Raw genomic sequence first — 12,568 nt, forward strand, 5'->3', positions numbered from 1 at the left:
GATCAAATCGCCTTCTGTTCGTGGAGTTGGGCAACTTCGGCCGCCGTGTAGCCCAGTTCGGCGAGGAGCGCATCCGTGTGCTCACCAAGCACCGGCGGCGGCGTCGCCACGTCAGGGTTCGCGCCCGCCATCTTGAAGCCCGCGCGGACGAGGCTGATGTCGCGTCCCACGCCCGGCACATCGTCGAATTTCGCGAGCAGATCGCGACTGCGCACCTGCGGATGATCGAGCACTTGCGGCACGCTCAGTACACGACCGGCCGGCACGCCGAGTTTGGCGAGGATCGTTTCCCATTCCTCGGCGGACTTTGCGGCCAGCCCCGCTTCGATCTCGACCTTCAGCACCTTGCGGTTGCGCTTCCGTGCCTCGCGCTCGGCAAAACGCTCGTCGCTCGCAAGCTCCGACCGCCCGATCGCGACCACCAACGCCTCGAACTGCTCCTGCTTGTTCGCGGCGATGTTCAGGAGCCCGCTACCGGTGCGGAAGGTGCCCGACGGCGCGGCGGTAAAGTTCTCGTTGCCCATCGGCACCGGCTCCTTGCCGGCGATGAGGTAGTTCGACACCACCCAGCCCATCGTCACGATCGTCGAGTCGAGCATCGACACGTCGATGAATTCGCCCTCGCCGGTCTTCGCCTGGCGCACCAGCGCGCTCGAAACCGCGAAGGCCGCCGTGATGCCGCCGATCGTATCGGCGACCGGGTAGCCGACACGCAACGGCGCCGATTCGTCGTCGCCGGTGATGCTCATCACGCCCGACATGCCCTGCACGATCTGGTCGTAGGCCGGCGCATGGCGCATCGGGCCCTGCTGGCCGAAGCCCGAGATCGCGCAATAGACGAGCTTCGGATTGATTTCCTTCAGCACCTCGTAACCGAGACCGAGGCGATCCATCACGCCGGGCCGGAAGTTCTCGACCAGCACATCGGCCGTGCGCACAAGGCGGAACAGCACTTCCTTGCCGGCCTCGGACTTGAGATTCAGCGTCAGCGACTTCTTGCCGCCGTTCTGCGCGAGGAAGGACGCGCCCATCTTCGCCTTGTTCAGCGCGGGATCGGCACCGAGCTGACGCGCGAGGTCGCCCGACTCGGGCACCTCGACCTTGATCACTTCGGCACCGAGCAGCGCCAGCTGATACGCGCAGAAGGGACCCGCCAGCACATTGGTGAGGTCCAACACGCGGATTCCGGAAAGCGCTGCAGTCATGTCCCACTCCTTCGTTCTCTAGGGATCGACACCGACCCCGTCTCGTTGAAGAAATAATAGAACGCAATTCTCTCCTGCGCAACTATTTTTGAAACGCGGTTTTATTTTGAGAGAACTTCGACGAGAGGATGAAACGAACGGACGACACCGCGCCGCCGCCAACACGAAGGCGGCGCAGCCGGAAGCCAAGGGAAAAGGTAGTGAACGACGGCGGTCAGCGCCGCCCTCGTGAAATCAGACGCGGGTGGCCTTATCGGTGAGCCACTGTACCGCGGCCTGCGCGCGGGTCATCACGCGCGGCAGTTCGCTGTGCTGGTTGTCGTCGCTGAAGACGTCGAGCGTGTAGTCGCCGCGATAGCCGTTGCGCTCGAGCCCCGTGACGAGCTCCGAGATCATCTGGCCGTGTGCGCCCTCGCCCGGGAACACCCGCTCGTGGCGCGACACTTCGACAAAGTCCTCGATCTCCGAGATGAAGTCGAACTTGTAGTCCGAGATCTGCACGAGGAAGATCCGGTCGGCCGGGATGGCCTGCAGCGGCTCGATCGCGGTCTGGCGCATCAGGATCTGGAAGGAATCGACGACGAGGCCGACGTTCTTTCGGTTCGCGAGTTCGACGACGCGCCACGCGTCGGTGTATTCGCTGACCCAGCGTCCCCAAGGCAAAGCCTCGTAGCCGATGCGGATGCCCATCGGCGTCGCGAGCGTGCCGAGCACCGACAGGTTGTGCGCGAGGACTTCCGGGTCCGCGATCGCCGTCGGGGCCGTCGCGGAGGACACGATCAGCAGGCGGCAGCCGACCGAAGCCGCGAGTTCCAGGATCGATTTCGCCGCCTCGATGCGATATTCGAATTCGCGCTCGGTGTTGCCGCCGATCTCGCGCAACACTTGGAAAGCGCTGACCTTGAGCCCGCTCTCTCGCACCTTGCGCGCAGCCACTGCCGCCCCTTCGGGGTGCGCCAGCAGGTCCTTCGCGTTCAGCTCGACGGTCGTGAAACCCGTGGCCCGGGCGGCGTCGATCTTGTCCTGCAGCGTACCGGGCAGCGTCGCGCTGTTGATCCCGATTCTACGAATATCCATGAGCGGCGTCGGCAAAGGGTAAGGGAGGCGGAAGTCTCAGGCGGCGGCCTGCACGATCTCGAAGTAGAACGGCGGCACGACCGGTGTCGTGACAAGACGCGTCACGCCCGGTCGCTCGGCGTCCGCTTCCGGTTCGCGTGCGAGCGGCACGGCATTCCCGCGCAGTCCGGCAGCGACGGCGGCCAGTGCATCAGTCTCGATGCCGATATCGGCGATACCTTCGACGCTCGTCGGATCGACGCCTTCTTCGCTATCGGCCCCCGGGCAGATCGCCAGACGCAGCTTGCCGCAGGGGCTCTCCATCCAGACCTTTCCGGTTTTCGTCGTACCGGTCGTACGGAAGCCGAAGACCTGTTCGTGGAACTCGACCCATTCCTGCTCACGACCGGCGCAGACATTCAGGCTGACGTGCTCGACGCGCTTGAGGCCGAGCGGCACGACCGGCGGCTTGTCCTGCGACAGCGGCAGGAAATCAACGTCGTAGATCGTATGGTCGCCGTAGCGGTCCACAAAGTAGATATGCGTGCCGCCGACGCCGACGACCGCCGGGATGTTCAACTCCATCGCACCGGCGTGGGCAGGGACGTCCCAAGCGCCGCTCGCCAGCGCCCGCTTGTAGGCGGCGGCAACGTTCTTCACGCGCAGCGCGATCGCGCAGATGCCCGGCCCGTAGGCGCGGTTGAAAGTCTGCGCGAAGCTTTCCTCGTCGGCATTGATCAGGAAGTTGATATCGCCCTGCCGGTACAACACCACGTTTTTCGATCGATGCTTCGCCACCGCCGAGAATCCCAACTGCTCGAAATGCGCAGCGAGCGCCGCGGGGTCGGTTGAAGCGAATTCGACGAATTCGATTCCGTCCATCTGAAGAGCGTTGCTTGAAGCGTCAGACGTCGAAAAAAAGGGGTCTTGCATCCTTTGGCTCCTGACTGCCGAGCGGCAGCGGACATGCGAATTTGAACAACGCGACACGAAATGGTGCGCAATGACACTTTTATCATAGGGCTGGTGCCTTACCCAACATCTTTCTGCACGCCGACGCGAACGATATTGCACCGCACAGAACACCGTTCTAACATTTGACAGCATAGTTCCCGGATCGGGCAAGTCCCCGTCGCGCACCAGGATGTGGTCCGCACCTTAGTCTGCAAGGGCTTTCGGGACGTTTGCCGTGACACAGTCTGCACACGAAATTTCCCGAAACCCGGCTATCATGGTTGGCAGTCAAGAACCAGGTTTCATTTTTTGGAGCATCCACCATGAGCAGCGAAGGCGTCGCATCCGTAGAACGCGCCCTAACCATCCTCGACGTGTTCACCGACCGTGACAAGAGTCTGACCCTCACGGAAATCTCGAAGCGCGCTGGTTTCTACAAGAGCACCACGCTGCGCCTGGCCGAGTCGCTCGAAAAGTTCGGCTACCTGCGCCGGCTCGACGACGGCGCTTACCGCCTCGGCCCCAAGCCGCTGTTCCTCGGTTCGCTGTATCAGAAGCACTTCAGCACCGGCGACTTCGTGCCGCAGGTGATGCGCCGCATGTCGGAGGAGCTGCGCGAAGGGATCTCCTTCTTCGTGCGCGACGACGACCGTCGCGTCTGTCTGCATCGCGTCGACTCGCCCCGCGCGATCCGTGACGCGATCCACGAGGGCGACGCCTTCCCGCTCAACACCGGCGCGTCGGGCCACGTGCTGCTCGCCTTCAGCGGGCTTACGGGCGGCAAATACGACCAGATCCGCGACCGCTATTACGCGATTTCGATCGGCGAGCGCGATCCGGAAACGGCTGCCGTCTCCTGTCCCGTCTTCGCCGTACAACAGCGCCTCGTCGGCGCGCTGTCGGTCTCCGGTCCCAAGTACCGCCTCGAAGAAAAAGCGCTCGAAGCGATTGTGCCGACGCTGCAGAAATACGCGGCCGAACTCACCCATCTGTTCGGCGGCGCCTGGCCTGACCTGAGCAAGGTCGGGGTGCGCGCCCACGCCTGAGCGGGGCCGCCGGCGCTTCGCGACCGTCGGCGACGCTGACTGCAGCTGCCCCCTCGCGGGGACTGCGGTCAGCGGAAGTGGTAGTACTTATCGTCCAGGAACTTGACCAGGCTCTGCATTTCGGCCGGCGAAAACTCTTTCTTCGCGAGATGGCTGCAGCCTTCCAGTTGTTGCTTGAGCTCGTCGAGCGACCGCACCGTCCGCTCCTTGCGGGTATAGACGCCTGAATCGTGGCAGCCGGTGCAGTTGGCGGCATGCAGGCGCTGGCCTTCCGCGGCGTTGCCCGGAAGCGTGGCGAATCCGGGTGTCGCAAACACCGCCGTCGTTAGCGCGAAATACGCAATTCTCCTCACGGTGCCTCCTCCAGGAAAAGGGGTTCCGCTACAGCTTAGTGCTGGCGTCGGCAGCATTCAATGCTACGGCGGGCAGATCGTGGCGCCGCCATGCGGCAATCCCCGTATGCCCGGTAAAAAAATGAGGTGTCCCGATCCATGGGAGAGGAGGATGGAATTCCGGTGACGCCGGGGGACACCTCAGGGGAAAATCGCAATTTCTTGTGGGTTCGTCCCACGCAGGGCAAGCCACTCAGCGCAGCAATAACAATCCGCCCAGGATCAGCACTGCCAGGAAGACCGTGTTGGCCGTCAGCATCGCCACCGGCCTCCATCCGACCGCCGCGAGCTGCTGGAACGAGGTCTTCACGCCAAGCGCCGAGATCGCGACGACGAGGCACCAGCGCGACAGGCTGGAGGCGGCCTGCGTGACCTCCTTCGGGATCAGCCCGAGGCTATTCACCAGCACCAGCACCGCAAAGCCGACGAGGAAGCCGGGCAGCACCGGTGGCTTCTGGCCCGCGGGGCCGCCGTCGCGAAAGAGCACCGACACGACCGCGACCACCGGCAGCAGCATCGCGACGCGGAAGAGCTTCACGAAGACCGCCGCATCCCCCACCTCGGGCGAGATCAGGTAGCCCGCGGCGACCACTTGGGCGACGTCATGGATCGTGCCCCCGAGGAAGACCGCCGCCGCGTTGGCGTCGAGCCCGAGCATCTTCACGAGCGTCGGGTAGATGATCATTGCGACCGTCGACAAGGCCGTGACGCCGACCACCGTGAAGAGCGTGAAGCGCTGGTTGGCTTCGTTCTTCGGCAGCACCGCCGAGATCGCGAGCGCCGCGGATGCCCCACAGATCGCGACCGCCCCACCGGTCAGTATCCCTTCCGTTCCCGGACGACCCAGCAGCCGGCCGACAAGCGCGCCGAAGAGGATCGTCAAGACCACTCCCCCCGCGACCATCGCGATCGATTCCGCGCCGAGCCCGGCAAGCTGTTCGGCAGTGATCCGCGCGCCCAATAGCGCAACGCCGAAGCGCAGGATCTGGCGCGACGCAAACTCGATGCCGCAGTGGATCTTCTCGCCATTCGCGGCGAAGTTGAAGGCCATGCCGAAGAACAACGCATACAGCAGCTGCGGCCCGCCCTGGTGCTCGGAGACGAAAGTTGCCGCCAGCGCGATCGTGATCGCCGTCAATACGCCGGGCCATCGCTCCGTCAGCATCGGAAGGCGCAGCGTTGCCATTGCTCGCATCTGAGTATTCATCCTTTCATTCCCACCATTGCTTCAGGCCGCGAGGCCGATCGCCGGCGCGGCACCGAAACGCTGGGCCTGCGCGGGATCGTTCAAGAGGAAGTGCGACAGCGCGGGGATCAGGATCAGCGCGCCGATCATGTTCCACACGAACATGAAGGTCAGGAGTATCCCCATGTCGGCCTGGAACTTGATCGGCGACCAGATCCAGGTGACGACCCCTGCCGCGAGGGTGACGCCCACGAGTGCCACGACCTTCCCGGTAAATTGGACGGACAGCCGGTGGGCTTCGGCCAGCGTTGCGTCGGCGCGCTGCTGCGCGAGCTGGATGCTCAAGAGATACAGTGCATAGTCGACGCCGATCCCGACACCGAGTGCGATCACCGGCAAGGTGCCGACCTTCACGCCGATGCCGAGCACCACCATCAGCGCCTCGCACAGGACCGAGGTCACGACCAGCGGCACCACTGCGACGACGACCGCGCGCCAGTTGCGGAAGGTGATGAAGCACAAGAGGACCACCGCCCCATACACGTAGAACAGCATCGTGCGGTTGGCTTCCTTGACGACGATGTTGGTCGCCGCGTCGATCCCGGCACTCCCCGCGGCGAGCAGGAACTGGCGATCGGACGAGCCGTGTTCGTCGGCAAACCGCGCCGCCTCGGCCACCACGCGGTCGAGCGTCTCGGCACGGTGGTCGGTCAGGTAGGCGATCACCGGCATCACCGAGCAGTCGTTGTTGAAGAGGTCGGGGTTATTCACCGAGGCCTGCTGCGCGCCGTAGTTGAGCACGTCCTGGTTGCGGGCGAGCGTCACCCACTTCGGGTTGCCTTCGAAGGAGCCGGCGGTGATCTGGCGCACCGCATCCCCGAGAAAGACCGTGGTCTGCACGCCCGGCACCTGCTGCAGGGTCCAGGCGAGGCGGTCGGCCTCGACCAGCGTCTCGTACTTGAGGCAGCCTTCGGTCGCAGTCTTCACGATCACCGCGAACTGGTCGGACGAGAGCGAGTAGTTCGCCGTGATGTAGGCGTTATCGCGGTTGTAGCGCGAATCCGCGCGCAGTTCCGGCGCGCCCGGCTCGAGGTCGCCGATCTTGAGGTGCTGGCTCACGGCGAAGCCCGCGACGGTGAGCAGCGCCGAGACCGCGATCGCGCCGATCGCCCAGCGCCGCTCGGTGAAGCGCTCGAGCCAGGCCCATAGCCCGGTGCTGGCGCTGGACTCCGCCTTGAGGCTGCGCGCTCCGGCCGCCGCACTCACCCCGGTGTAGGACAAGAGCACCGGCAGCAGCACGAGGTTGGTGAAGATCAGCACCGCGACGCCGATGCTCGCGGTGAGCGCGAGCGCCTGGATCACCGGGATGTCGATCACCATCAGCACCGCGAAACCCACGGCGTCCGCGACCAGCGCCGTCATGCCGGCGAGGAAGAGGCGACGGAAGGTGAAGCGTGCCGCGACGAGTCGGTGCGTGCCGCGGCCGATGTCCTGCACGATGCCGTTCATCTTCTGTGCACCGTGCGAGACGCCGATCGCGAAGATCAGGAAGGGGACTAGGATCGAGAACGGGTCGAGCTCGAAGCCGAGCGCCGCGATGAGCCCCATCTGCCACACGACCGCGATCACCGAGCAGGCCACGACGAGCGCGGTGCTCCTGAGGCAACGGGTGTAGGCGAAGATCACGACGATCGCGATGAGTGCTGCCACCGCGAAGTAGGTCATCACCTGGCTCACGCCATCGATGAGATCGCCGACGAGCTTCGCGAAGCCGATGACGTGGATGCGCACCGGTGCGCCGGACTGTTCGAACTTCGCGCGGATGTTCGCGTCGAGCGTCGCTGACAGGGCGCGGTAGTCGATCGCCGCGCCCGTCGCCGGGTCCTTGTCCATCAGCGGCACGAAGATCATGCTCGACTTGAAATCGGTACCGACGAAGCGCCCGACGATGCCGGCCCGCGCGATGTTGAGCTTCAATTGCTCGGTCGCCTTGGGCGAGCCGTCGTAGGAGTCTGGCATCACGGGCCCGCCCTGGAAGCCTTCCTCGGTGACTTCGGTCCAGCGCACCGAGGGCGCCCACAAGGACTTGACCCACGCGCGATCGACGCCGGGGGTGAGGATCAGTTCGTCGTTGATCTTCTTCAGCGCGTCCTGGTAGGCGGGATCGAAGATGTCGCCCGCGGGGTTCTCGACGACGACCCGCAGTACGTTGCCCAGGCCCCGCAGCTCCTTGCGGTTCTCCAGGTAGTTCTTGATGTAGGGCTGGCTCTGCGGGAGCATGCTCTCGAAGCTGGCATTCAGATGCAGCTTCCAGCCGGCCACGAGCGCGAGCACCACGGTCACCACGGCGCAGATTGCGACGACGGCGAGGCGGTGGTTGAAAATCATCCGTTCGAGCGCGTTGCCCGAGTGGCGGTCGAAGTCCGAGAGGGAACGCACGACCGGGGTCTGGTCCTGGGAATCGAGGGCGAGGGCCATCGCGAAGGTCTCCGTTCTTTACTGCAAGGGCTGCACGCGCACGCCGCGCGCACCGGCGAGGACGACCGCATCCGCGCCCAGGGGCTGCACGGCCGCGGCCGGCAGTGCCCGTTCCTGTTTCACCGGCGAGAAATGCTCGCCGCCGTCGTGGCTCACGAGGAGGCGCCCCGCCTGGCTCGCGAGGAACACGTCGCGCTCGCCCACCACGGCGCCGGCGGTGAGGCCTTCGGTCACGCCAGTGTCGAGCTTGTGCCAGGAGGCGCCGCGGTCGGTGCTGCGCCAGGCGTTGCCGCGCAGCCCGTAGACGATTACCGCGTCCCGCGTCCCGGTGACGCCGAAGTAGCTGCCCTTGTAGGGCGTCGGCACGGCGACAAAGCGGCCCGCCGCGGCATCGAGCCGCATCACGAGGCCCTGCTCGCCGGTGACGAACACCTCGCCACCCGCGGCGCGAATGCCATAAAGATGCAGCGCCTGAGGGTTGTCGGTGCGGTCAAGCCACGGCTGCCAGGTCTTGCCACCGTCGCCAGTGCGCAGGATCAGGTTGAAGGCACCGACGACGAAGCCGGTTTTGTCGTCCGCGAACCACACGTCGAGGAAGGGGTTCTCCGCAGCCTGAGCGGCAAAGCGCTCGGCCTCACTCACCCATTTCGCGGCCGTTTCGGCCGCGGCCCCGCCCGCCTTGGCAGCCTGCGCCTGGTAGTGGGCGACGAGCACTCCGCCGAGGGCGCGGCCCTCGAGCTGCTTGGTCCAGGTGGCGCCCGCGTCGCCCGAGTGCAGCACGACGCCGTCGTGTCCCACCGCCCAGCCCTGCTGCGACGTCGGGAAGCTCACGGCGACCAGATCCGAGGCGACCGGCACCTTCGCCTGCCGCCAGCTCTTGCCCTGGTCGTCCGAATACACGATGTGGCCGCGTTGCCCCACGCCCACCACCCGCTGCCCGGCGAGCGCGAGCCCGTTCAGCAGGCCCTTCGCCGCCAGCGGGCTCGCCATCGCCGACGTGTCGAGCACGTCCTGGAAGTCCGCCGCAGGGGCCATGGCCGGCATTGCCAGCGCCAGCGCGATCAATGCGCCACCCAATCGCTGCACCTTCATTGTCATTCCTCTATGGGGGCGGGTCGCCCGGCGCGGCCTGGATTGCCGCCGCACCGGGGGCCCGGGGAGGAGACCTTGTGGGTCGTTCAGCGGATGCCCGCGCCGGCCAGCGAGTCGGGCGACCAATCGCGCTCGCTGAGCGGCTTGGTCTGGCGCATGCCGCCGGTTTCGGCGCTGAAGCCCGTCAGCGAGTAGATGCCCGCGATCAGGTCATAGTGGCCGAACATGTCGGTGTAAGGTGCCGGCAGGTCGTAGCTCGGGGCCATGTAGGCGAAGCCGGCGCGGTATATCTGCCCGCGGGCGTCGTACTGGTCCGACGCGAGCGCCGCCCACGAGTCCTCGTCGAGGTAGAACACGCGCTTGCTATACACGTGGCGCTTGCCCTCGCGCAGCGTCGCCTCGACGACCCACACGCGGTGCAGCTCCCAGCGCACGAGATCCGGGTTGAGGTGATTGGGTTTCAGCAAATCGTCCTGCTTCGCCTGATACACCGCACCGTAGTCGTTGTACGGCACGAACATCTCCTTCTTGCCGACGAGCTTGAAGTCGAAGCGGTCCATCGAGCCAGTGAAGAGGAAGATGTCGTCGAAGGTATTGCCGCCAGCCGTGCCGGGGTTCGGCGTGTCGTGTGACAGATCGGGGGCGACCTTCACGCGGCGCTGGCCCGGCAGGTAGGTCCAGGCCCGACGGTCCTTGGTGCCGATGTCAAGCGGGTCGACGATCAGCAGCGCCTCACCCGCGCGCCGCGCCGGGCCGGTGTAGGTGTTCTTCAGGCGCCAATAGGTTTCCGCCGAACTCTTGCTGTTGTCCCAGAACGGATACTCCTGGACGTTGTTGCCTTCGGTGGCGAGCGTCGTACGGCCGCTGGCGTCGACGTTGAGGTTGCGGTACTTCACCTCATAAGCCTGGCCGTTGTAGCGCACGAGGTGATTCCACATCGCCTCGTAGCCGGTCTTCGGGATCGGGAACGGGAAGCCCGCGTGGCAGCCTTCCATCGAGCGCCCGTCATTGCCGGTCTTGGCCGACACCGCGCACTTCGCCGTGTTGTCGGCGACGAACTTGGGGAAGGCGACGCTGCGGTGCGTCGGATAGACATCGACACGGAAGGTCGGGTACTTCTGCAGCAGCGCCTTGGTGCCCTCGGTGAGCTTGTCGGCGTACTGGGTCATGTTCTTGCCGTCGATCGTCAGGCGCGGTTTGTCGCCGGCGAAGGGGTTCGGGCGGATGCCGTCACCGGTCTTGAAACCGGCCGGTGCCTGGGTCGTGCCGCCGCCGTACTCGGGAATCGTACCGTCCTTGTTGCCGGCCTTCTCCGCGCCGACCGCCGTCAGGCTCGTGCCGAGCTTCTTCGCCTCGTCCGCCGTAATCGCCGCCACCGCCGGCGTACCCACTGCCGCCGCCAGTGCGACCGCGATCATTGTCTCGATAATGCGCATTGTGATCTCCTCAGAACGTCGTCTTCAGTGTCAGGCTTACGAAGCCGCGGTCCTTGAGCAGCGTGGTGAAGCCGTTTTGCGTCGTTACGGCAGTGCCGTTGTCGCGATAGCGACCGAAGTAGTCGATGTACTTCAGGTCGATCCGGTATTTCTGGAACACGTCAGCGGACAGGCCGATGCTGTAGTTGCCGTTACCCTCGTTGCCGCCGAAGACGGTCGGCGCGTTGCCCGAGAGCCCCACGGAGGCCGAGACGGGAGCAGACAGATCGACGCCGGGCAGCACCTGGTACCAAGTCGGCGTGAAGGACAGCGACAGGCCCCAGAAATCCTTCGTCGTGCAGCCGTCCCATTTGTCGCGACCACGGCAGGGCACGAAGCCTTCCGCATAGAAGAGATTCTTGCCGCTGCGCACCTTGTCCCAACGCGCCCACGTCACCTCGGCCGCCCAGTTCGCGGCATCGAAGACCGGCGTCTTCGGCACCACGCCGAGGAAGTTCACCAGCCCGTGGAAGGTGTCGCCGCGCGGACCGGTGGTCTCGCCCCGATCCGGCAGTCCCGTGGGCGAAATCCCCAGTACCTGCGCATTGAGCGGCGTGTTGCGGCGATACGAGAATTCCGCCCCGACGCTGACGCCCGCGATGTTCTTGGCGAGGCTGACGCCGTACAGATCGATGTCGCCCGCATAGATCAGGTTGTAGCGGCTGACTCCCGCTCCGACTCGCGTAAGGAGAATCTGCGGCAGCTTGTCGGCGTAGCGCCGATAGTAGAAACCGAGCGTGCCGTCGAGCACCTCGGGCGACCAGCGCAGCGCGAGCCCGTATTCGCCGTCATGTTTCGGCTCCACCGGCTTGCCGTTGGCGGCAAAACCGAGGCGGGGGATGAACTGGCGATCCGGGCCGTTGAAGGCAAAGTCCACCGGACCGAGATAGGTGCCGCCTTCCGGGTAGCGGTAGGCTTCCCAATCGAGGAAGTACTGCGCCGCCACCGACAGCGTATCCGTCACTTGCGCCTGGCCCGAGACCTGGTTCAGCGGGCGGAAGAGTTCCTTCGCTTCGACGCCCGGCGTCGCGAACCCCTTCTGCAGGTCGAGCGGCATCTGCGAATAGGAGACGCTGTTCAGCGCGCCGTTAAGGAATAGCGACTCGCCCCAGAACACGGCGTGGCGGCCGGCCTTGAGCCGCACGGGCACGTCGCCCGCGTCGAAGTTGCCGAACACGAAGGCGTCCAGCAGTTCGCCCGACGGCCCGTGGTAGAGGCGCTTCGTATAGTGGCTGTATTCGTGGTTGCGATAGCTCGGAATCGCCGAGAACGGCGCGTTCGGATTCGACTGGCTCTCGTCGCCGTAAGCGTCGTCGTACCAGCCGGCGCCGCTCACCCGGAAGCCCGTCATCCCCTTGTACACGACGTCCAACTCGGACAGCAGGTCGAGGCGGTTGGCGACAATGTCGCCCCGGTCGAAGCTGTAAGTCCCTTCATCGCTGATCGCCGAATTGCCGATCTTGTTGTCGCGCTTTTCGACACGCGTGGCGACGTTGTATCGCACCGTGTTGTCCCAACGGACCTGCAGGTCCGAATTGCCGGTGTCGAATTCGAACGCCTGAGCGTTACCGCCCATCGCCAATATTGCTGCGGCCACGGCGAGCGCCGACTTCCTGCGGGCGAATTGCAGCCCTTTTCTCCTCGTCTCCATCCTCGTCAGCCCCTATTTTTGGTTGGCTTGATC

The 12,568-nt window shown here is 65.2% G+C and carries 10 protein-coding genes; 1 reads left to right on the top strand and 9 read right to left on the bottom strand.

The features are described 5' to 3' along the window. Positions 1–2 precede the first annotated feature (2 nt). The 3 genes from AZKH_RS25525 to AZKH_RS25535 form a co-directional block, all read right to left on the bottom strand. Positions 3–1,205, bottom strand: a complete 1,203-nt coding sequence (locus tag AZKH_RS25525; protein ID WP_015452200.1) for a CaiB/BaiF CoA-transferase family protein — start codon at positions 1,203–1,205, stop codon at positions 3–5. A gap of 234 nt (positions 1,206–1,439) precedes the next feature. Then, positions 1,440–2,282 carry a sugar phosphate isomerase/epimerase gene (locus AZKH_RS25530; protein WP_015452201.1) on the bottom strand — a complete coding sequence of 281 codons (843 nt, stop codon included), beginning with the start codon at positions 2,280–2,282 and terminating at the stop codon, positions 1,440–1,442. 36 nt (positions 2,283–2,318) lie between these two features. After that, on the bottom strand, positions 2,319–3,143 hold the full coding sequence (locus tag AZKH_RS25535; RefSeq protein ID WP_015452202.1) for a 4-hydroxyphenylpyruvate dioxygenase family protein: 825 nt from the start codon (positions 3,141–3,143) through the stop codon (positions 2,319–2,321). 395 nt (positions 3,144–3,538) lie between these two features. Here AZKH_RS25535 and AZKH_RS25540 point away from each other — a divergent pair, with 395 nt between their 5' ends. Then, positions 3,539–4,261 (top strand): IclR family transcriptional regulator, encoded by a 723-nt coding sequence (locus AZKH_RS25540; RefSeq protein WP_015452203.1) that lies wholly within the window; start codon positions 3,539–3,541, stop codon positions 4,259–4,261. A gap of 68 nt (positions 4,262–4,329) precedes the next feature. Here the strand turns inward: AZKH_RS25540 and AZKH_RS25545 are convergent, their stop codons facing one another. From AZKH_RS25545 to AZKH_RS25570, 6 genes are all read right to left on the bottom strand, one after another. Next, positions 4,330–4,614 (bottom strand): hypothetical protein, encoded by a 285-nt coding sequence (locus tag AZKH_RS25545; protein ID WP_015452204.1) that lies wholly within the window; start codon positions 4,612–4,614, stop codon positions 4,330–4,332. Between the two features lie 232 nt (positions 4,615–4,846). Further along, positions 4,847–5,848 carry a YeiH family protein gene (locus AZKH_RS25550; RefSeq protein ID WP_015452205.1) on the bottom strand — a complete coding sequence of 334 codons (1,002 nt, stop codon included), beginning with the start codon at positions 5,846–5,848 and terminating at the stop codon, positions 4,847–4,849. A 33-nt stretch (positions 5,849–5,881) separates the two neighbouring features. Next, entirely contained in the window at positions 5,882–8,317 is a 2,436-nt protein-coding gene (locus AZKH_RS25555; RefSeq protein ID WP_015452206.1) for an RND family transporter, read from the bottom strand. A gap of 18 nt (positions 8,318–8,335) precedes the next feature. Then, complete coding sequence (locus tag AZKH_RS25560) at positions 8,336–9,409, bottom strand: YCF48-related protein (RefSeq protein ID WP_041657975.1); 1,074 nt, start codon at positions 9,407–9,409, stop codon at positions 8,336–8,338. An 86-nt stretch (positions 9,410–9,495) separates the two neighbouring features. Further along, positions 9,496–10,845, bottom strand: coding sequence for a DUF1329 domain-containing protein (locus tag AZKH_RS25565; protein WP_015452208.1), 1,350 nt, complete (start codon positions 10,843–10,845; stop codon positions 9,496–9,498). A 10-nt stretch (positions 10,846–10,855) separates the two neighbouring features. After that, positions 10,856–12,535, bottom strand: coding sequence for a DUF1302 domain-containing protein (locus tag AZKH_RS25570; protein WP_015452209.1), 1,680 nt, complete (start codon positions 12,533–12,535; stop codon positions 10,856–10,858). Between the last annotated feature and the right edge of the window lie 33 nt (positions 12,536–12,568).

The sequence above is a fragment of the Azoarcus sp. KH32C genome, from assembly GCF_000349945.1.
In the GTDB taxonomy this organism is placed as follows: Bacteria; Pseudomonadota; Gammaproteobacteria; order Burkholderiales; family Rhodocyclaceae; genus Aromatoleum.